This is a genomic window from Amycolatopsis sp. NPDC050768, assembly GCF_040654155.1.
In the GTDB taxonomy this organism is placed as follows: Bacteria; Actinomycetota; Actinomycetes; order Mycobacteriales; family Pseudonocardiaceae; genus Amycolatopsis.
Window position 1 is genome coordinate 14916 of sequence record NZ_JBFAHL010000016.1, and the last position, 19177, is coordinate 34092.

Sequence of the window (19177 nt, forward strand, 5' to 3'; positions counted from 1 at the left end):
GAAACGCAGTACGGAAACGCAGTACGGAAAGCGGTCAGGCGGGAATGCGGGGCTCGGCGGCGGGCACGAACGAGTCGGCCAGGAAGCTCTCGGCCGGCAGCCCGCCGCGGCCGGTGAGCAGGTCGTGGGCGTCGGTGGTCATCGCTTCGCTGCCGCACGCGTACGTGCGGTGGCCGGTCAGCTCCGGGTGGTCGGCGAGCGCGGTGTGCTGGACGTGGCCGGTGGCGCCGGACCAGCTCTTGCCCGGGCGGGAAAGCACCGGCGTGTAGTCGAACCAGCTGTGCCGGGCTGCCCAGCGCTCCGGGAGCTCGGCCAGGTAGAGGTCCGCCTCCGTGCGCGCGCCCCAGTAGAGGTGGACGGGCCGGGTGCTGCGGCGGGCGATGAGGTCGAGCACGATCGACTGGATCGGCGCGAAGCCGGTGCCCGTGGCGAGCAGCAGAATGGGTCCGGCGCCGTCGTCGAGCACGAACTCGCCGAACGGCGTTTCGACGTCGAGCGTGTCGCCGGGCCTCAGTGCCCCCACCGTGTGCTCGGAGAAGCGTCCGCCCGGTTCGGTGCGGACGTGCAGCTGCACCGCGTCGTTGTGGTGCGGCGGGTTCGCGAGCGAGTACGGGCGCGGTTCGTCGTCCGGCAGCTGCACTTCCAGGAACTGCCCGGCGCGGAACGGCGCGCGCCGCCCGATCGGGAACCGCAGGTCGAGCACGGTGACGCGGGGCGCGGGATGGCGGATGCGGTGCACCACCGTGGTGAGCTTCTTGCGCCGCGGCGGCTCGCTGCGTTCGATGCGGCGCGGCCGGACCACGACCGGGCCTTGTGGTTCGGCGCGGCAGAGCAGCACGCCGTCGGCCGGCCCCGTCAGCTCACCGCGGCCGCGCACCACCACCGAACCCGCGACGAGCGAGCCGGTGCACGACGTACAGACCCCCTTGCGGCACGAGTACGGGATCGCCCAGCCCGCGTTCTCGGCGGCTTCGAGCACGGTTTGCCCGTCGTCGCACGGGATCTCGACGTCCGTGTCCGCCACGGTGATCATGCGGTGGTCTCCTTCGTTCGTCCGAACAGGCCCAGCGCGCGCACCACGGCCGTCGGGTCCGCGACACCGCGCCCGGCGATGTCGAACGCCGTGCCGTGGCCGACGCTGCAGAACGGCACGCCGGCGCCCACGGTCAACGCGGTCGAGGTGCGGCCGGCGAGCAGCTTGACCGGAATGTGGCCCTGGTCGTGGTACAGCGCGACGAACCCGTCGTGGCCCGGGGTGGTGAGCGCGACGTCGGCGCCGGTCGGGCCGACGGCGTCGATGCCTTGCGCGACAAGGGAAGCCACGGCCGGCGCGGTGACGCCCTCGTCGTCGGTGCCGAACAGGCCGCCTTCGCCCGCGTGCGGGTTGATGCCGAAGACACCGATGCGCGGGACGGCGACGCCGAACGTCCGCAGGGCTTCCCACAGCGCTTTCCCGGCAGCGGTGACGAGCTCCGGGGTGAGCCGGGCGAGTGCGTTGGCGAGGCCTTCGTGCAGGGTCGCGTGCACGATGTTCAGGCCACCGCCCGACAGCAGCAGGAACACGCGGTCCTCGGGCACGCCGGTGAGCCGCGCGATCACCGGCGGGTAGCCGCGGAACGGAATGCCCGCGGCGTGTACGGCCGTCTCCGAATGCGGGCAGGCGACCACGCCGCGGTAGCCGCCGCTGAGGGCGAGCGTGACGGCGGTGCTGACGTACCGGATCGTCGCCGCGCCCGCCTCGGCGCTGAGCACGCCCGGGCGGAACTCGTCCGGCGGCAGGTGCCCGACGTCCACGAGGTCGAGCAGACCGTCCTCCGCCGGGGCGCCGGGCGCGTGCTCACGCAGCCGGAAACCCTTCGCGGCGGCCAGATCCGCGAGAACATGATGGTCGCCCACCAGCACCGGCGGGTCCTCGGCCTGCGTGGCGGCCGCGACCGCGATCTCGGGCCCGATGCCGTTGGGGTCGCCGATGGCCAGCAGCACCCGGCTCACAGCGGCAGCGCCAGGAGCGTGTCGATCTCCTTGCTGTCGCACACGACCACGCGTTCGCGCAGCAGAGCCTGATCGCCCTCGACGCGGTAGCGGTCGACATAACGACCGCTGGCGAACAGGTCGGTCGGCCCGCCGCCGGTCACGCGCAGCACGAAAAACGGCGTCTCGCTCTCGACGTCACCACCGGACTCGGTGAGGATCGCGGGCTGGCCGAGCATGTGGCGGTACACGTGCGGCTCGTAGATGTTGGCTTCCTTCAGCGCCGACACGCGGTCGGTCAGCATGCCGCGGGTGTCGGCCCAGATCAGGCCGGCGGGCAGGCCGCGGGCGTAGTTGTCGGCTGTCGTCACGCGGTAGTGGCAGTCTTCGGTGAAGAACGTGGGCCAGTCCTCGAGCGGCCCGTCGTCGATGCAGCGGGCGTAGTGCGCCTGGGCGCGGGCGATGGCGACCTGGTTGTCCATCAGGCACGCACCACCCGGGTGCGTTCGTGCTTGCCGATCTCGGGCAACGGCGCGTCGTCGTCGGGCACGAAACCCATCGACTGGCGGTAGGCCAGCCAGAACCCGCGGACCGACGCCTCCGTGACCCGGCTTTCGCTCGACTCCGCGGTGTCGCCGCCCATCTGCAGGGTGGCGTACTCGTCGGACGCACCGGCGATGCCGCGCTGCACGAAGCCGCCGATGCCACCGTCCTCCATGGACACGTAGCCGGCGGGACCGACCAGATTGGACTGTTTCATCCGGACGAGCCGCTGCTCCTCGGTGTCGGACTCGAAGCCGAGGTAGGTCCAGTTGAGCAGCGTGTCGTCGGTGCCACGCGGGAGAATCTGACGCACGGCCACGGAGTTCTGGATCTGCTGCAGCACGAACCCCGGGTAGACGGACAGGATCTGCAGCGTCACGTCGTCGCCGACCTCGCTGAAGCCCTGCAGCAGCGACGGGTCGGCCAGGCGGTATTCGGACTCGGACCGGATGTTCTGATCGCGGTACTCGGTGGTCTCGGTGGCGCTGCGGTCGATGGCCGAGTAGCTCACGTGGTGGCCACCGGACTCGTCGACGATGATCGCGCCGCGCTGCGACAGGCGGTTGATCCCGAACGTCGTGAAGAACAAGTGCAGGATGCTGGCGTGGTAGGAGTCGCGGACGTTCTCCGCGTACAGCTTCCAGTTGTTCGGCAGCCGCTGCGCGAACCGGCCGAGCACCACGGGCTTGCGGCCGCCGAGCACGCGGTCGATGCGGTCGAGGATCTCCTCGCCCAGGTACTCCTCGATGTCGGGCAGGTCGTTGGACAGCGTGCCGAACACCAGACCGTGGACCACGGCGATGCGCAGCTTGCGCGGCCCGTGGTCGGACAGGCAGAAGCTCGGCGGCATCCCGCCCTTGCCGCCCACGCCCTCGGCGAACGCGACAGCCGTGAGATCGCCCTGCAGGTTGTAGGTCCAGGCGTGGTAAACGCAGGTGAAGTCGCGGGCCTTGCCGTGGTCGGCCATCGCGATCAGCGCGCCGCGGTGGGCGCAGCGGTTCTCGAACGCGTACACCTCGCCGTCGACGTCGCGCGTCACCAGCACCGGCTGCTCGCCGATGAAGGTCGCGCAGAAGTCGCCGGGCTCGGCCAGCTCGGCCTCGAGGCACAGGTAGCTCCAGTGCGGACCGTGGAAGATCCGGTCCTGCTCGGCGCGGTACACCGCCTCGTCCTGGAAAACCCAGTACGGCACCCGGGTCAGCGACCGCGGCCAGCTGCGGTCGGGTGCGCGGCCCGCAGTGGTCCCCGTGAGGCGATCCATCGTCGGTTCCTCCTCGCCCGGGGTGCCGCTCGACAGCTAGCGGCACCCCTGATAGTGTTCGAATAACGAACGCAGTTTCACTTGCCGAACACATTGAAGGCAAGCGAGGGCCTGCCGTCAAGACCCATCTCCGGGGAGAGCCGTGCCCGCAGCCGAAGGAATGGCCGGTTTGGCCAAGGGATTGGCGATCCTGGAGCTGTTCGGCGAGGCGTCTCCGAAGCTCGCGATCAGCGACGCGGCGCGCCTCACCGGCCTCAACCGCGCCGTGGCCCGCCGCTGCCTGCTCACGCTCGTCGACCTCGGATACCTCACCCACGACGGCAAGCACTTCCTGCCCACCCCGCGCCTATTGCGCCTGGGCGACGCGTACGTCGAGTCGACAGCGCTGCCGCAGCTCGCGCAGCCACACCTGGCGGCGGTGCGCGAGCACGTGCAGGAGTCGGCATCGCTGGCGGTGCTGCAGAACGACGAGGCGCTGTTCATCGCGCGCAGCGAGGTGAAGCGGATCGTCAACACGGGCGTGCGCATCGGGGCGAGCGTGCCGGCGTACGCGTCGGCGACCGGGCACGTGCTCCTTTCCGCACTGTCCACGGAGGACTTGACGGCCTATCTCGACCGGTCCGAATTCCACCCCAGGACCCCGAAAACACCGGTGACCGCCGACGAGATCCGCCGTCGGGTGGACCTCGTACGAGAGGAAGGCGCGGCGTTCACCGACGAGGAGCTGGAATACGGCCTGCGCTCGCTCGCCGTACCCGTGCTCGACTCGCGCGGCCGCACCGTCGCCGCGATGTCGGTGAGCGCCACCGCCGGCCGCATCTCGATGGACCAGCTGCGCGACGAGTTCCTGCCGGTACTGCTCGACCAGGCGGAGCAGCTGGGGCGCAAGCTGTAACCGGTGGCTCAGCGTGTCAGCACCCTCGCGCCGTGAAGTCGAGATTTTGCGAGCCGTTGCAGTAAAGTTTCAGCCATGACGCGTCGACTTGCCGAAGTGGCCCGACAGGTGGGGGTCAGCGAAGCCACGGTCAGCCGGGTACTCAACGGCCGGCCCGGGGTTTCCGCGAGTACCCGGGCCGCCGTTCTCACCGCGCTGGACGTGATGGGCTACGAACGCCCCACCCAGCTGCGCGGGGAACGGGCCCGCCTGGTGGGGCTCGTGCTGCCCGAGCTGCAGAATCCGATCTTCCCCGCGCTGGCCGAGATCATGGGCAACGCGCTGGCCCAGCAGGGGTTCACGCCCGTGCTGTGCACGCGCACCGCCGGCGGGGTGTCCGAAGCCGAGTACGTGGAGCTGCTCCTGCAGCAGCAGGTGTCCGGGGTGGTGTTCGCCGGCGGGTTGTTCGCCCAGGCCGACGCCGTGCACACGCACTACCACCACCTCGTGGAGCGCAAGCTGCCGACGGTGCTGATCAACGCCGCCGTCGACCACCTCGGGCTGCCGCAGGTCTCGTGCGACGACGCGGTGGCCGTGGAGCAGGTCGTAGGGCACCTGAGCTCGCTCGGCCACGAGAAGATCGGCCTGGTCCTGGGCCCGGCCGACCACGTGCCGTCGCAGCGCAAGCTCGCGGCTTTCCGCTCGTACGCGGCAAAACTCGGCCTGCCCGTGCTCGACGAGCTGGTGGAGCACGGCATGTTCTCCATCGAGGGCGGGCACGCCGCGGCCGCTCGCCTGTACCCGCGCGGGGCCACCGCCGTGCTGTGCGCGAGCGACCTGCTGGCCCTCGGCGCGATCCGCGCCGCGCGGCGGCAAGGCCTCTCGGTGCCGGACGACATCTCCGTGGTCGGCTACGACGACTCCGCGCTCATGAACTGCACCGACCCGCCACTCACGACCACGCGCCAGCCGATCGAGGCGATGGGCCGCGCCGTGGTGGAGCTGCTCGTGAAGCGGATCAACGGCGGCGAGGTCGCGGCCGAGGAACTGCTGTTCGCTCCCGAGCTCGTGGTGAGGGGGTCGACCGCGCGGCACCGGGCGTGATCACGTCCTGTTCGTAACTTGCAAATCCTCGTCGGGTTATTGCGGCGTTCTGGTCTCACACTTTAGAGTGACGGCCATCACGACACAGCCGTCGCGACCGCGAGAAGAGGCTTGAGATGAGCAGTCCCTGGTCCCGAGCAGCGAGGTCCAGCCGCACCCCCAGAACCGTGATCGCCCTGCTCACCGCGGGCGGCCTGGCCGTGAGCCTCGCCGCCTGCGGCTCCGGCTCCGAGGGCGGAGACGCCGGCGGAAAGGTCCAGATCACCGTCACCGGGCAGCCGCCGACCACGCAGCCGTTCGAGCGCAAGGTGTTCGACGCCGACGTCGCCGAGTTCGAGGCTTCGCACCCGGACATCGACATCGTGCCCCACGAGGGGTTCATGGACCCCAAGACGTTCTCGGCCAAGCTCGCCGGCGGCCAGCTCGAAGACGTGTACTACGTGTACTTCACCGACCCGGCTCAGATCATCGCCCGCCACCAGGCCGCCGACATCACGGAAGCGGCGAAGAGCGTGCCGCATGTGAACGACATCCAGCCGCAACTCCTGGACAACTTCCGGGACGCGCGCGGCAAGCTTTACGGCCTCCCGACGGCGAACTACACCATGGGGCTCGTCTACAACCGCAAGCTCTTCCAGCAGGCCGGGCTCGACCCGGACAAGCCGCCCGCCACCTGGGACGAGGTGCGGGCCGACGCGAAGAAGATCTCCGCACTGGGCAACGGGGTCGTCGGGTACGCCGACTACAGCAAGAACAACCAGGGCGGCTGGCACATGACCGGCTGGCTGTACTCGATGGGCGGCGACATCGCCCGCAAGGACGGCGACAAGTGGGTCGCCGACTTCGACAACGACAAGGGCCGCGCCGCGCTGGACTACCTGCACGCCATGCGCTGGGACGACAACTCCATGGGCAGCAAGCAGCTGCTGCAGGACGTCGACGTGCAGCGCATGATGGGCGCCGGCCAGCTCGGCATGTACATGGCCGCGCCGGACAACGTGCCCGTGCTGGTGAAGCAGTTCAACGGCAAGTACGAGGACTACGGCATCGCCGGTATGCCCGGCACGCAGGGCACCCTGCTCGGCGGCGAGGGCTACATGATCAACCCGAAGACATCGGCCGCGAAGATCAAGGCCGGTCTCGAGTGGATCCAGTGGAAGTACCTCAACCCCGACCGCTTCGACAAGCACGTGAAGCAGTACGCCGACGGCAAGCAGCCCGTGGGCCTGCCGACCGAGCCGACGCCGGACATCTGGCAGGGCGCGGTACGCGACCAGCAGCTGGCCGTGAAGAAGAAGTACGCCAACGTGCCCGCGGAGAACTACCAGTCCTACGTGGACACCGCGGACAAGATCAAGGGCAGCATCGAACCGCCGAACGCGCAACAGATCTACGCGGCGCTCGACAGCGTGATGCAGGCCGTGCTCACCGACCGCAACGCGAACATCGACCAGCTGCTCGGCTCGGCGCAGTCGAAGGTCAACAGTGTCCTCGCCCAGGTCAGGTAACGTGCTCGACTGGCCCGCGGTCACCCCGCGGGCCGGTCGGCCTGCCGCCTCGCCCGCCGAACGCCGGCGCGCCCGGCTCAAGCGGCGCCTGCGCGAGAACCTCACCGCGTACACGCTGTTGTGCGCCGCGCTCGTGGTGTTCGCGATGTTCTCCTGGTATCCCATCGTGCGCGGAGTGCTGCTGAGCTTCCAGCAGGTCGACTTCGTGAACCCGCCGACGTGGGTCGGGTTCGACAACTTCGTGCGCCTGTTCGCCGACCCGCTGTTCGGGGTCGCGTGGCGCAACACGTTGCTGTTCACCGGGTTCGCCCTCGTCTTCGGGTTCCTCGTACCGTTCCTCGCGGCGGTGCTGCTCAACGAACTGCGCCACGCGCGGGCGTACTTCCGGCTCGCCGTCTACCTGCCGGTGATGCTGCCGCCCGTGGTCACGGCGCTGATGTGGAAGTGGTTCTACGACCCGGGTCCCGGGCTGTTCAACTCGGCGCTGAACGCGGTCGGCCTGCCCGGTCTGCAGTGGCTCGACTCTTCGACGACCGCGATGCTGTCGCTGGTGTTCGTGTCCACCTGGGCCAACATGGGCAGCACCACGTTGATCTACCTCGCAGCGCTGCAGACCATCCCGGGTGAGCTGTACGAGGCCGCGGAGCTCGACGGCGCGGGGATGTGGCGGCGGCTGCGGCACGTGACCTTCCCGCAGACGCGGTTCGTGCTGCTGGTGCTCCTGCTGCTGCAGATCGTGGCGACGATGCAGGTGTTCACCGAGCCGTACGTGATGACCGGCGGTGGCCCGGACGACTCGACGGTGACCGTGCTCCTGCTGCTGTACCGCTACGCCTTCGTCTACAACGACTTCGGCTCGGCCAGCGCGATGAGCCTGCTGCTGTTCGTGGCGCTGGGCGTGTTCTCGGCGATGTACGTGCGTCTCACGAGGAGGGTGGAATGACAGCCGCGCGGACGCTGGTCTCGCCTTCGCAACTGCGTACACCGGGCGGCAAAACCGTCTACGTGATCGTGTTCGTGTGCACGTTCGCCTTGTTCACCTTGGCGTTCCTGTTTCCGTTGTACTGGGCGGTGACGGGGGCGATGAAGTCACCGGCGGAGCTGGCGGCGACCCCGGCGACGATCGTGCCGCGCGAGTGGCATCCGGAGTCGTTTTCCGAGGCCTGGGACCAAATGGACCTCGGAAAGTACTTCCTCAACACGGTGGTCGTAGCGGGTGGCGCGTGGCTGGTGCAGCTCGCGGTGGACGTACCGGCCGCGTTCGCGCTGTCGAAGCTGCGGCCCAAGTTCGGCAATGTCGTTTTGGGATTGATGCTCGTCACGCTCATGCTGCCGGCCGCGGCGCTGCTGGTGCCGACGTACGTGACGGTGACGGACCTGCCGCTGCTGCACTTGAACCTCATCAACTCGCCCGCCGCGATCTGGCTGCCCGCGGCGGCCAACGCGTTCAACATCTATCTGCTGAAACGGTTCTTCGACCAGATCCCGGACGAACTCATCGAAGCCGCGCGCCTCGACGGCGCCGGTCCGGTGCGGACATTGTGGACGATCGTCCTGCCCATCTCGCGCCCGATCCTCGCCGTGGTCTCGATCCTCACGATCGTGGCCGCGTGGAAGGACTTCATCTGGCCACTGCTGGTGTTCCCCGACACCGGCAAGCAGACGCTGAGCGTGATGCTGCAGCGGGTGGCCATTGACATGCCACTGAACCTGCTCGTGGCGGGGATGGTGCTGGCGAGCGTGCCGATGATCGTGCTGTTCCTCGTGTTCCAGCGCCAGATCCTCGCCGGGCTCACCGCCGGTTCGATCAAGGGCTGACACACCGACCGTGTACACAAACGACTCTGGGAGGACTACGCAGTGACCGAACTGTCTTCGGCTTGGTGGCGCAGCGCGGCGATCTACCAGGTGTACATCCGCAGCTTCGCCGACGGAAACGGCGACGGCATCGGCGACCTCGCCGGCGTCCGGTCCCGTTTGGACCATCTCGCCGAACTGGGGATCGACGCCATCTGGTTCACGCCTTGGTACCCATCGCCCATGGACGACGGCGGCTACGACGTGGCCGACTTCCGTGACATCGAACCGCTTTTCGGCACCCTCGCCGAGGCCGAGGAGCTCATCGCCGAAGCGCACGAGCGCGGCATCCGCGTGATCATCGACATCGTGCCGAACCACTGCTCCGACGAGCATCGGTGGTTCCAGGCGGCACTCGCCGCCGGGCCGGGATCGGTCGAGCGGCAACGGTTCTGGTTCCGCCCCGGCCGCGGCGTCGACGGTTCGGAGCCGCCGAACAACTGGAAGTCTCGCTTCGGCGGGCCCGCCTGGACCCGCGTCGAGGACGGCGAGTGGTACCTGCACCTGTACAGCTCCCGCCAGCCCGACTTCAACTGGGACAACGCCGACATCCGCGCGGAGTTCGAGGACGTGCTGCGATTCTGGTTCGACCGCGGCGTCGACGGCTTCCGCATCGACGTCGCCGACGGGCTCGTCAAGGACCCGGCACTGCCCGACGTCGAGAACGGGGACGAGACGCCGTTCTCCGACCAGGAGGGGCTGCACGAGATCTACCGGTCGTGGCGCAAGATCGCCGACTCCTACGCGGGCGAACGCGTGCTCGTCGGCGAGATGTGGCTGCCCGACATGTCACGCGCCGCGCGCTATCTGCGCCGCGACGAGCTGCATTCGGCGTTCAACTTCGACTTCCTGGTGTGCCCGTGGGACGTCTCGCGCTTCCGCGACGTCATCTCGCGCACGCTGCGGGCCCACGACGAGGTCGGCGCGCCCGCGGCGTGGGTGCTGTCCAACCACGACGTGACGCGGCACGTCACGAGGTACGGCCGCTCCGGCGACACGGGCTTCTCGTTCGCCGACCGGCTGCACGGCACGCCGGTTTCGCTCTCCTTGGGCACCCGCCGAGCGCGGGCGGCGGCACTGCTGACATTGGCGCTGCCCGGCGGGGTGTACGTGTACCAGGGCGAAGAGCTGGGGTTGTGGGAAGTCGAGGACATCCCTTCGGAGCTGCGGCAGGACCCGGTGTGGGCGCGGACCGACGGCGCGGACCCGGGCCGGGACGGGTGCCGGGTGCCGCTGCCGTGGTCGGGTCCTGCCGCACCATTCGGCTTCGGCACGGGGACGCCGTGGCTGCCGCAGCCGTCATCGTGGGCCGAGTACACGGCTTCGGCGGAGGCGGCGGACCCGGCGTCGATGCTGTCGCTGTACCGCGACGGCCTCCGGATCCGCGCGGAACAGGCTGCGCTCGGCGCGGGCGCGCTGGAGTGGCTTTCGCGCGGTGACGGCGTGCTGGCGTTCACGCGGGAGCCGGGGTTCACGTTCGTGCTGAACTTCTCCGCCACGGCGGTTCCGTTGCCGGCCGGGGAGATCCTGCTGGCGAGCGGTCCGGTCTCCACGGAGATCCCGACGGACACCGCAGTGTGGCTGCGGTCCTGATCGTCGGTGGAGGGTGTCGAGGGGGCACCCTCCACCGGCGTCGGTCAGCTCCGCGAGTGGCGCGGAACAGCCGGCGGCCACCTCCCGTCTCGGCCGCCGGGCAGCCGCTCAGAAATTTTTCGAGCGACGGTGTCGATTGGTGTCGAGCGGGTTCGTAGGCAGGGTGAGGGGCCGCCTGGCCCCGAACCTCACTCAAGGAGCACACCATGACCGCCACCTACACCTTCGACGTCTTCTCCAGCCTCGACGGTTACGGCTCCCACACCGGCGACTGGGGTGGCTACTGGGGCAAGCAGGGCCCGGAGCTGCTGGCGCGCCGCCTCGAGCTGTACGGCGAGGGGCAGCGGATGGTGTTCGGGAAGACCACGTTCCGGGACAACGTGGAGATGTTCACCGAGTTCGGCGTGGAGAACCTCGACCCCTGGGTCGCCCGGATGCGGAACCTGCCGGCCACCGTCGTGTCCACCACCCTGCGCGGCCCCTTCGACTGGCCGGACGTGACGGTCCTCAGCGGCGACGCCGTCGACGTCATCGCGCGCCTCAAGAAGGAGTCCGACGCCCCGCTGCGCTCGCACGGCAGCCTGGCCATGAACCGCGCCCTGATGGCCGCCGGCCTGGTCGACCGCGTGCAGCTGACGGTCTTCCCCGTGCTCACCGGCCGAACCGGCGCCGCCCGCATCTTCGAGGGGGCCGAGGACTTCGACCTGGAGCTCCTCGAAAGCCGCACCTTGGACGGCCACACGCAGGAACTGATCTACCGGCCCACGCGGCATTGATCCGGCTGCTTCCACGCAGCCGCACGGCTGGCAGACTCCGTCTCGTGGCAAAGCTCAAGGCAACGGTGACCCGATGGGTGGACGAAGAGTTCCCCGGCATCGTGGAATTGCGGTTCGCCGAGGCAGACGGCACCGTCGTCCTGATCACGGAGAAGGTGCCCGTCCTGACCGCGGAGGACTGGGACTCGAGCACTCCGCTGCCCATGCCGTTCGGCCTTGACTGCGAAGTGCTGCGGCGCGAACAGGATCCCCACGGCGGCGCCACCGCGGTCGTCGAACTGAGCTACGGAGTCCAGGACGACGACGGCCGGGGACAGTTCACGGTGCCGGCGGACCAGGTGCGCTGAACCTCAGACCGCGCGGGTGCGGGGCCGCTCAAAGGTGTTCGGGCGGCCCCGCGACCGGACCTCAGGCAGTCAGCTTCAGGACATCCACGCCACGCACGTTGTCCGCCACATACACATACCCGTCATGCCAATACGGCGCCCACGAGCTGGCGTCCGCCGGGCGGAAGTAGGCGATCTGGCGCGGGTTGGTCGGGTCGCTGACGTCGAGAAAGCGCGTGCCCTGGGAGTAGAAGGACTGGACGAGTACGTGGTCGCGCAGGTCGAAGTAGTGGGCGGAGCAGTCGTCGGAGGCGGGGTCGCTGCCTTCCTGGCCGGCGACGCTCCAGGTGCCGATGCTCTGCAGACGGAAGGGATCCGACGCGGTCGAACGCCAGCCTTCGCCGTGGTACGAGCCGGCCAGGGACGAGATGGTGAGCACGCCGTCGCCCGCGCAGCCGTCGAGGAAGTTCTCCTCGGTGGCGTACACGAGGTCGTGGCCGCGCCAGGCGCCGGCGTCGCGGGGGCCGACCGGGTGGAAGCTGTTGTGCAGGAACTTCGACGGCGCGGCGGTCTCGTCGACGCCGCCGCCGGCGTACGGGATGGGCGCCAGCGCCGTGGCGCGGTGCACGCCGCCGCGGACGGGGTCGCGGTGCTGGCCGCTGGTCCAGTAGCCGCGGACGCCGCCGCGGCCCGACACCCACGCGACGCCCGCGGAGTCGACCTGGACGTCGTGGACGTAGTCGGTCTGGCCGTCGTTGCGGGCGAGTTCGATGGGGTCGGGGTGCACGACAGGGTGGCGCGGGTCGCGCACGTCGGTGACCCAGATCGGGCGCCCGCCCCAGTCGGCCGGCTGGTCGTCGGCCTTCGCGGGGCCGCCGGTCCACAGGTAGCGGCAGCTGTCGACGCAGCTGGTGGTGTGGCCGGCGGGCACGCGCACGTAGCTGAGGATCGTGGGCTTCTCCGGGCGCGAGACGTCGACGACGTAGATGCCGGACTCGCCGCTGTGCGTGTTGCCCTCGAACGCGCGCGGGTCGCGCGAGAGGAACACCAGCTTGCGCTGCGCGTCGACCTCCGTGTCCTCGGTCTCCCACAGGCCGGGCAGGCTGAGCTGCCCAATCGCCTTCGGTGCGGCGGGGTTGCGCGTGAGGTCGTAGACCTTGAGGCCGAACTCGCCGGACACCACCATCACGTCGCGGCGGCCGTAGGACAGGAAGTTGGCGGAGATCGCGCCCGCCGCGTCGGGCACGTTGCCGACGGCGCGCACGCCCTTGACCGCGCCCGGATCACCGGCGGTGTGTTTGGCCTGAACCGCAGGCTTGTCGTCCTCCCCGCACGCGGCCGCGGGCAGCTCGGTCGCGATGAGCGTCGCGGCTACAGTGGTCAGGGCCAAGCAAGATCGAACCCACCAGCGGCGCACACGAACCTCCCAGAACGCCCAGCGTGACCGTTGCACTCTAAGACGGTGACCAACCGGACACAACCGCCTTTCGTCCCTTTCCAACTGGTATTAAGACAGCATGCGCCTGCCCGCCCTGCTCGCCGCCGCGGTGGCGGCGTTGTCCGCGCTCGCCGGCTGTTCGTCCGACGAGCCGGCGCGCCCGGGCGTCGTCACGGTCGGACTGCAGGAGCCGGGCACGCTGCTGCCCGCCGACGTCGACGATCAGGCCGGGCGCTTCGTCACGGGCGCGCTCTGGACGCCGCTCGCCGACTACGACCCGGCCACGGGCAAGCTCACCCCGCGCGCCGCCGCGTCGATCACGAGCACCGACCGCGTGACGTGGACCGTGAAGCTGCGACCTGGCCTGATGTTCCACGACGGCACCCCAGTCACCGCACAGTCCTATGTGGACACTTGGGAGGCGATCGCCGGCGAGAACTGGGAGGTCACGCCGGTGCTGACGAAGTCGTTGCGGGCCAAGCAGATCACGGCCCCCGACGCGGCGACGATCCGGCTCGTGCTCGACCGTCCGAGCAGCCAGGTGCCGGCGTGGCTCTCGGCGCCGGGGCTCGTGCCGATGCCCGCCTCCGTGCTCGCTTCGCACGACTGGAACGGCTTCGCACGCCACCCCGTCGGCGACGGCCCCTTCCGTCTCGCCGACGGCTGGGCCCCCGGCACCGGCGGCACGCTCCTGCGCGTCACCCCGGCCGGCGAGCGGGCCACCGAGGTCGACCTGCGCGTGGGCGACCCGGTGGAGCAGTACGACGCCGTGCGCGACGGTTCGCTCGACCTCGTCACCTCCGTCCCCGGCGAACGCCACGAAGCCATGCACACCGACTTCGCCGACCGCCACACCACTTGGCCCCTGCCCGAGGCCGGCTACCTCGTCTTCCCCACGGCTGACCCCCGCTTCGCCGACGCGGCCGTCCGCCACGCCTTCGCCCTCGCTGTCGACCGCTCAGCGCTGGAGGCCGGTCCCCTCGCGCACCAGGTCGACCTCGCCCACGCCCTCCTGCCACCCGCCGACGCCCCCGGCGAACGCACCGGCACCTGCCGCCCCTGCTCCTTCGACGCGGCCGCCGCCAAGTCACTGCTGGGCCAGTCCGGCTTCACCGGCCCCACCACGGTCTACTTCGACCCCGGCGCGGGCCAGTGGACGCGCCCACTCGCCGCGGGCTTGACCACGGCACTGGGGGTTCCGGTGACCGCCGCCCAACGGCCGGACGGGCAAGCGGACGGTCCGTCTACTGTGGACTTGAACCTCGCCTCCGCCAGTCCGGCGGACTTGCTGTCGGCCCTGGCTTCCGCTTCGGGCTACTCCGACCCCGGCTTCGAGCAGGACCTCGCGGCGGCGGAGTCCGCGGCTACCGCCGCGGAAGCCGGGCAGCTGTACCGGGTGGCCGAGAACCAGCTGCTACGCGACCTCCCGGTGGCTCCTTTGTGGACGGGCCACGGGCACGCCGTGTGGTCGCCCCGCTTGCACGACGTGACGGCGGCGGCGTTCTCGGGTATCGACCTGGCCAGGCTTTCCGTCTGACGTTCACACCCTCGCGTGCCGCGCGAGGATCTCGACGAAACCGCTGGTCAACGGATCCGGCCCGGGGCGGTTGTAGGCCGTGAGCACCCGGCGCACCGGCTTCGACGGGCGCAGCACGCGGCCTTCGAAATTCGGCGGCAGCACGTTGGCGGGCACCAGCGCCGGGCCCAGGCCGGCCGCCGCGAGGATGGGGGCGGTGGCCGTCTGCTCGGTGCGCACGGCCGGGCGCGGGCGGAACCCGGCGTCGGCGCAGGCGGCGTCGAGGATCTCGGCCAGGCCGTGGCCGGGGGCGTAGTGCACCCAGGCGCAGTCGGCGAGGGTGGCCAGGTCGACGGTGCCGCCGTCGCCCTCGGTGGCGCCGTCGGCGGGGAGGACGACCACGAATTCCTCGACGCCCAGCGAACGCACCGGTCCTTCCCAGCCCGCGGGCTCCGGGCCGATCGCGACGTCGGCTTCGCCCGCCGTCATGGCTTCGCGGAGCTCGTCGGCGTGCCGGAATTCGAACAACCGCACGTCGACCCCGGGATGGCCGCGTCGCCAGACGCGCAACGCGGCGGGCAGCACGCCGAGGCTGACGGAGTACACCGTCGCGACGAGCAGCTCCCCCGCCATCAGCCCGGACGCCTGCCGAGCGGCGCAGCGGGCGCGTTCGGCGTCGGCGAGGGCGGCGCGGGCGTGCGGGAGCATCGCGCGGCCCATCGGCGTGAGGCGCACCGAGCGCGGCAGCCGTTCCAACAACGGCCCGCCCACGTGCTGCTCCAGCGCCCGGACCTGGTGCGACAGCGCGGGTTGCGTCACGTGCAGCTGCTCGGCCGCGCGCGTGAACGAGCCGGTGTCGACGACCGTCACGAGGTACTCCAGCTGCCGCAGGCTCGTCATGACCGCAGTTTATCGCTGACCAAAGAACTATGCCTTGGACTTATGCAGAGCCCGGTCGCAGGATCGAAGGCATGAGCACCCCACGCAAAGCCCTGGTCGCCGGCGCCAACGGGATCATCGGCCGCACGCTGACCGACCACCTGCGCGGCCTCGGCGGCTGGGACGTCGTCGGCCTCTCACGGCGCGGCGGGCCCGGCGCGCTCGCCGTCGACCTGCTCGACGCCGCCGACACCCGCGCCAAGCTCGCGGACCACCGCGACGCGACGCACCTGTTCTACGCCGCCTACCAGGACCGGCCGACGTGGGCGGAGCTCGTCGCGCCGAACGTCGCGATGCTGGAGAACCTCGCCGACGGACTCGACGGCGGTGCGCTGGAGCACGTGAGCCTCATGCAGGGCTACAAGGTCTACGGCGCCCACCTCGGGCCGTTCAAGACGCCCGCGCGGGAGTCGGACGCCGGGCACATGCCGCCCGAGTTCAACGTGGACCAGCAGGAGCTGCTGGAGCGCCGGGCCCCCAGCTGGTCGGCGATCCGGCCGTCGGTCGTCGGCGGCACCACACTCGGCAACCCGATGAACCTCGCGCTCGTGATCGCGGTGTACGCGTCGATCTCGAAGGAACTCGGGCTGCCGCTGCGGTTCCCCGGCAAGCCCGGCGCCTACGACAGCCTCCTGGAGATGACCGACGCCGGCCTCCTGGCAGAAGCTACGGTCTGGGCCGCGACCTCCACCCGCAACGAGGCCTTCAACATCGCCAACGGCGACCTCTTCCGCTGGAGGGAGCTGTGGCCGAAGCTCGCCGCGTATTTCGAGCTCGACACGGCGCCGCCGCTGCCCATGTCGCTCGCGACCGTGATGGCGGACAAGGAGCCGCTGTGGTCCCGGATGTCCGCGAAGTACGGCCTCAAACCGGCCTACCGAGACGTGTCCGCCTGGCCCTTCGGCGACTTCGTGTTCTCCTGGGACTACGACATGTTCGCCGACACGTCGAAATCACGCCGCGCGGGCTTTCACTACTATGTGGACACCGAGCAGATGTTCTACCGGCTCTTCGATGAGTTCCGGCGAGACAAGGTCATTCCCTGACCCAAATCAGGCGTTCGGGTCCAGACCGACGTCGGCGGGCTTCGCGGTGGCGAGTGTGCCGTTGAAGCGGTCGTCCGTCAGCTTGAACGTCGCGTCGCCGAAGTCGGCGGAGGTGAGCTTGTCGCGGATGCCCGAGGGGTAGTTGTCCCAGCCCACGAGGCCCTTGACCTGCCACACGCCCTCATCGTTCTCGGGTGGCTCGTCACCGTTGCCGTCCTTGGGGAAGCGGAAGTCGTGCGTCGTGACGCCGTCCTTGTGGTACACGGCCTTCGGGTGGCTGTCCTGGAACGGGACCTCCGACGCCGGCTTCGTCTCGTAACCCTGGTGCTGGGAAACGGAAATGTACTTCGCCTGGTCGTCCTGCACCCACACGACGATGTGTTCCCAGTCGTGCTTGTGGCCGGCCGACACGGGGCCGTCGGAGACCTGGTCCTTCTCGAAGTAGTACCCGTAAAGATAGGCGCACCAGCCGTTGTTGCACTTGGCCCTGGAGTAGACGTTGGTGTTGGCCAGATCGGGCTTGTCGTGGCAGTTTCCGTTCACGGCGCCGCCGAGGTCGAGGCCCGGGTTGAGCGTGCCGTCGGGGCCGATGGCCGGGGTGTTGTAACAACCGTCCTTGTCGAAGTCGAGCGCGGGCTGCCACTTGGCGTCGGCGGCGGGCGCGGCGGCCGGCAGGGCCGAGGGCGGGTCGGCCCACGCGGTCGCCGAACCGAAAGCGACGGAGCCGAATGTCACCGTGGCGATCGCCAGCGGTACGACGGCCAACCTACGCAACGTGCGGTGCTTCATCGAGCGGGTCCCTTCTCGTGATCGCACGCCCAGCGTGGTCGCGGGACACCAGCACCGCAGTGTGGATCAGACCACTCGAAGATCCTTGCCCGAACGGGTAACTCCGGCAGTACGGAAGGGTCAGCCCCTCCCGATGAACGGCATGGTCGTGGCCGTGATGGTCAGGAACTGGACATTCGCGTCCAGCGGCAGCCCCGCCATGTACAGCACCGCGTCGGCCACGTGGCTCGCGTCGAAGGTGGGCTCGGCGAGCACGCGGCCGTCGGCCTGCGGGATACCGCCGGACATGCGTTCGGTCATCTCCGTGGCAGCGTTGCCGATGTCGATCTGTCCACACGCGACGTTCCAGGCGCGGCCGTCGAGGGAGATCGACTTGGTCAGGCCCGTGACGGCGTGCTTCGTGGCGGTGTAGGCGACGCTCGCGGGACGCGGCGCGTGCGCGGAGATCGAGCCGTTGTTGATGATCCGCCCGCCCATGGGTTCCTGGTCCTTCATCAGGAGCACGGCCTGCTGCGCGCACAGGAACATTCCGGTGAGGTTCGTGTCGACCGTCCGGCGCCAGCGTTCCACGGACAGGTCCGCGACGGTCCCGCCCGCCGACACCCCGGCGTTGTTCACCAGCAGATCCAGACGGCCCCACCGCTCCCGCACCGCCGCGAACAACGCCGCGACGGCCTCGGGCGAAGCGACGTCCGTGGGCACGACCAGCGCCCCCTCGGCACCGTCCGCCGTCTCCTCCAGCGCTTCGGCCCGGCGCCCCGCCAGCGCGACCTGGTAGCCGGCGTCCAGCAATGCCCGCGCCACCCGCCGGCCGATACCCGAACCCGCTCCGGTGACCACCGCGGTCTTCGTCGTCATCCCACCCCTCCTCGGCTTCGCCGCCCAGTACACAGCAGGCCAGCACGCTGCCACACCATCCGGGCCACCACAATCCAGGTCGTGGACTCGCGGCCGTCACGAGGGCAGACTTGCGGAAATGGGACCACGAGACACTCTGCTCGCCGGGCTGGCGCGGCAGCTCGGCAACCCCAGCGGGCTGCCTGGCCGGGCCGTCGGGCGGCTGCTGAACCGCGCCAATCGCGGCAACATGACGGCGGCCGTCGAAGCACTCGACCTGAAACCCGGGGAGACCGCGCTCGACATCGGCTTCGGCGGTGGCCTGGGCCTCGACCTGCTGCTGCGCGCCGCGGCGGGCGGCACGGTGCACGGCGTCGACATCTCCGACACGATGATCGCCAAGGCCCGCGCCGCGTTCCCCGCCAACATCGCCGCCGGCCGGTTGCGCCTGCACCGCGGCACGATGACCGCGCTGCCGCTGGAAGACGCGTCGATGGCCGCCGCGATCACGCTGGACACGGTGTACTTCATCGACGACCTCGACCTGGGGTTCGCGGAGGTCGCCCGCGTGCTCACTCCGGGTGGCCGGTTCGTGCTCGGCATCGGCGACCCGGAAGCCATGAAAGCCATGCCGTTCACCGAACACGGCTTCCGGCTGCGCCCGGTCGCCGACGTCGAGACGGCGCTGGGCGAGGCGGGCCTGCGCCTGGACCGCCACCAACGCATCGGCGAGGGCACCCGCGCCTTCCACCTGCTGATCACGAGCAGGTGAGCCGGCGGCCCCGATCAACCCGGGGCC

19 protein-coding genes are annotated in these 19177 nt (G+C 70.0%); 11 read left to right on the forward strand and 8 right to left on the reverse strand.

The genetic code is table 11. From position 1 onward, the window contains the following. Nucleotides 1-34: 34 nt before the first annotated feature. From AB0H62_RS36475 to AB0H62_RS36490, 4 genes are read right to left on the reverse strand one after another with little or no spacing between them, the layout of a single operon-like run. Nucleotides 35-1033 (reverse strand): 2Fe-2S iron-sulfur cluster-binding protein, encoded by a 999-nt coding sequence (locus tag AB0H62_RS36475; RefSeq protein ID WP_360591162.1) that lies wholly within the window; start codon nucleotides 1031-1033, stop codon nucleotides 35-37. Next, nucleotides 1030-1992 (reverse strand): 4-hydroxythreonine-4-phosphate dehydrogenase PdxA, encoded by a 963-nt coding sequence (locus AB0H62_RS36480; protein WP_360591164.1) that lies wholly within the window; start codon nucleotides 1990-1992, stop codon nucleotides 1030-1032. Before AB0H62_RS36480 ends, AB0H62_RS36475 begins: the two co-directional genes overlap by 4 nt. Next, the gene (locus AB0H62_RS36485; protein ID WP_220243053.1) at nucleotides 1989-2453 is read right to left on the reverse strand and encodes an aromatic-ring-hydroxylating dioxygenase subunit beta; all 465 of its coding nucleotides are present in this window, start codon (nucleotides 2451-2453) and stop codon (nucleotides 1989-1991) included. The genes AB0H62_RS36480 and AB0H62_RS36485 overlap by 4 nt, the downstream gene beginning before the upstream one ends. Further along, nucleotides 2453-3775: an aromatic ring-hydroxylating dioxygenase subunit alpha gene (locus AB0H62_RS36490; protein WP_220243054.1), complete on the reverse strand. Its 1323-nt coding sequence runs from the start codon at nucleotides 3773-3775 to the stop codon at nucleotides 2453-2455. Before AB0H62_RS36490 ends, AB0H62_RS36485 begins: the two co-directional genes overlap by 1 nt. A 142-nt stretch (nucleotides 3776-3917) precedes the next feature. Between AB0H62_RS36490 and AB0H62_RS36495 the strand changes: the two genes are divergently transcribed. The 8 genes from AB0H62_RS36495 to AB0H62_RS36530 all read left to right on the forward strand — a co-directional run bounded on the left by AB0H62_RS36495 (nucleotide 3918) and on the right by AB0H62_RS36530 (nucleotide 11834). After that, complete coding sequence (locus tag AB0H62_RS36495) at nucleotides 3918-4670, forward strand: IclR family transcriptional regulator C-terminal domain-containing protein (RefSeq protein WP_360591166.1); 753 nt, start codon at nucleotides 3918-3920, stop codon at nucleotides 4668-4670. A 75-nt stretch (nucleotides 4671-4745) separates the two neighbouring features. Then, nucleotides 4746-5753: a LacI family DNA-binding transcriptional regulator gene (locus tag AB0H62_RS36500; protein WP_220243056.1), complete on the forward strand. Its 1008-nt coding sequence runs from the start codon at nucleotides 4746-4748 to the stop codon at nucleotides 5751-5753. A gap of 116 nt (nucleotides 5754-5869) precedes the next feature. Further along, on the forward strand, nucleotides 5870-7261 hold the full coding sequence (locus tag AB0H62_RS36505; RefSeq protein ID WP_360591169.1) for an extracellular solute-binding protein: 1392 nt from the start codon (nucleotides 5870-5872) through the stop codon (nucleotides 7259-7261). Beyond that, on the forward strand, nucleotides 7239-8204 hold the full coding sequence (locus AB0H62_RS36510) for a sugar ABC transporter permease (protein WP_360591171.1): 966 nt from the start codon (nucleotides 7239-7241) through the stop codon (nucleotides 8202-8204). The genes AB0H62_RS36505 and AB0H62_RS36510 overlap by 23 nt, the downstream gene beginning before the upstream one ends. Further along, nucleotides 8201-9079 (forward strand): carbohydrate ABC transporter permease, encoded by an 879-nt coding sequence (locus AB0H62_RS36515; protein ID WP_360591172.1) that lies wholly within the window; start codon nucleotides 8201-8203, stop codon nucleotides 9077-9079. Before AB0H62_RS36510 ends, AB0H62_RS36515 begins: the two co-directional genes overlap by 4 nt. 42 nt (nucleotides 9080-9121) lie before the next feature. Next, nucleotides 9122-10711, forward strand: a complete 1590-nt coding sequence (locus AB0H62_RS36520) for a glycoside hydrolase family 13 protein (RefSeq protein WP_360591174.1) — start codon at nucleotides 9122-9124, stop codon at nucleotides 10709-10711. 206 nt (nucleotides 10712-10917) lie between these two features. Continuing rightward, entirely contained in the window at nucleotides 10918-11487 is a 570-nt protein-coding gene (locus AB0H62_RS36525; RefSeq protein ID WP_360591176.1) for a dihydrofolate reductase family protein, read from the forward strand. A gap of 44 nt (nucleotides 11488-11531) precedes the next feature. Next, on the forward strand, nucleotides 11532-11834 hold the full coding sequence (locus AB0H62_RS36530; protein ID WP_360591178.1) for a hypothetical protein: 303 nt from the start codon (nucleotides 11532-11534) through the stop codon (nucleotides 11832-11834). 61 nt (nucleotides 11835-11895) lie between these two features. Here the strand turns inward: AB0H62_RS36530 and AB0H62_RS36535 are convergent, their stop codons facing one another. Next, the gene (locus AB0H62_RS36535) at nucleotides 11896-13197 is read right to left on the reverse strand and encodes a hypothetical protein (protein ID WP_360591398.1); all 1302 of its coding nucleotides are present in this window, start codon (nucleotides 13195-13197) and stop codon (nucleotides 11896-11898) included. A gap of 133 nt (nucleotides 13198-13330) precedes the next feature. On the opposite strand from AB0H62_RS36535, the gene AB0H62_RS36540 reads away from it, so the two are divergent. Then, nucleotides 13331-14788 carry an ABC transporter substrate-binding protein gene (locus tag AB0H62_RS36540; RefSeq protein ID WP_360591180.1) on the forward strand — a complete coding sequence of 486 codons (1458 nt, stop codon included), beginning with the start codon at nucleotides 13331-13333 and terminating at the stop codon, nucleotides 14786-14788. A gap of 3 nt (nucleotides 14789-14791) precedes the next feature. Here the strand turns inward: AB0H62_RS36540 and AB0H62_RS36545 are convergent, their stop codons facing one another. Next, nucleotides 14792-15667 (reverse strand): LysR family transcriptional regulator, encoded by an 876-nt coding sequence (locus tag AB0H62_RS36545; protein WP_360591182.1) that lies wholly within the window; start codon nucleotides 15665-15667, stop codon nucleotides 14792-14794. 71 nt (nucleotides 15668-15738) lie between these two features. Between AB0H62_RS36545 and AB0H62_RS36550 the strand changes: the two genes are divergently transcribed. After that, on the forward strand, nucleotides 15739-16752 hold the full coding sequence (locus AB0H62_RS36550) for an SDR family oxidoreductase (RefSeq protein WP_360591183.1): 1014 nt from the start codon (nucleotides 15739-15741) through the stop codon (nucleotides 16750-16752). 6 nt (nucleotides 16753-16758) lie between these two features. Here the strand turns inward: AB0H62_RS36550 and AB0H62_RS36555 are convergent, their stop codons facing one another. Together AB0H62_RS36555 and AB0H62_RS36560 are read right to left on the reverse strand one after the other, a co-directional pair. Next, the gene (locus AB0H62_RS36555) at nucleotides 16759-17517 is read right to left on the reverse strand and encodes an NPP1 family protein (protein WP_360591185.1); all 759 of its coding nucleotides are present in this window, start codon (nucleotides 17515-17517) and stop codon (nucleotides 16759-16761) included. 144 nt (nucleotides 17518-17661) lie between these two features. Next, the gene (locus AB0H62_RS36560; RefSeq protein WP_360591187.1) at nucleotides 17662-18399 is read right to left on the reverse strand and encodes an SDR family oxidoreductase; all 738 of its coding nucleotides are present in this window, start codon (nucleotides 18397-18399) and stop codon (nucleotides 17662-17664) included. Between the two features lie 118 nt (nucleotides 18400-18517). Between AB0H62_RS36560 and AB0H62_RS36565 the strand changes: the two genes are divergently transcribed. Then, complete coding sequence (locus AB0H62_RS36565; RefSeq protein ID WP_220243068.1) at nucleotides 18518-19150, forward strand: class I SAM-dependent methyltransferase; 633 nt, start codon at nucleotides 18518-18520, stop codon at nucleotides 19148-19150. Nucleotides 19151-19177 lie beyond the last annotated feature (27 nt).

Excerpts from the sequence above, each read along its gene's own strand:
- AB0H62_RS36475 (WP_360591162.1), bottom strand. The coding sequence starts at position 1,033 with ATGATCACCGTGGCGGACACGGACGTCGAGATCCCGTGCGACGACGGG.
- AB0H62_RS36485 (WP_220243053.1), bottom strand. The coding sequence starts at position 2,453 with ATGGACAACCAGGTCGCCATCGCCCGCGCCCAGGCGCACTACGCCCGC.
- AB0H62_RS36490 (WP_220243054.1), bottom strand. The coding sequence starts at position 3,775 with ATGGATCGCCTCACGGGGACCACTGCGGGCCGCGCACCCGACCGCAGC.
- AB0H62_RS36500 (WP_220243056.1), top strand. The coding sequence starts at position 4,746 with ATGACGCGTCGACTTGCCGAAGTGGCCCGACAGGTGGGGGTCAGCGAA.
- AB0H62_RS36505 (WP_360591169.1), top strand. The coding sequence starts at position 5,870 with ATGAGCAGTCCCTGGTCCCGAGCAGCGAGGTCCAGCCGCACCCCCAGA.
- AB0H62_RS36515 (WP_360591172.1), top strand. The coding sequence starts at position 8,201 with ATGACAGCCGCGCGGACGCTGGTCTCGCCTTCGCAACTGCGTACACCG.
- AB0H62_RS36525 (WP_360591176.1), top strand. The coding sequence starts at position 10,918 with ATGACCGCCACCTACACCTTCGACGTCTTCTCCAGCCTCGACGGTTAC.
- AB0H62_RS36540 (WP_360591180.1), top strand. The coding sequence starts at position 13,331 with ATGCGCCTGCCCGCCCTGCTCGCCGCCGCGGTGGCGGCGTTGTCCGCG.
- AB0H62_RS36545 (WP_360591182.1), bottom strand. The coding sequence starts at position 15,667 with ATGACGAGCCTGCGGCAGCTGGAGTACCTCGTGACGGTCGTCGACACC.
- AB0H62_RS36550 (WP_360591183.1), top strand. The coding sequence starts at position 15,739 with ATGAGCACCCCACGCAAAGCCCTGGTCGCCGGCGCCAACGGGATCATC.
- AB0H62_RS36560 (WP_360591187.1), bottom strand. The coding sequence starts at position 18,399 with ATGACGACGAAGACCGCGGTGGTCACCGGAGCGGGTTCGGGTATCGGC.
- AB0H62_RS36565 (WP_220243068.1), top strand. The coding sequence starts at position 18,518 with ATGGGACCACGAGACACTCTGCTCGCCGGGCTGGCGCGGCAGCTCGGC.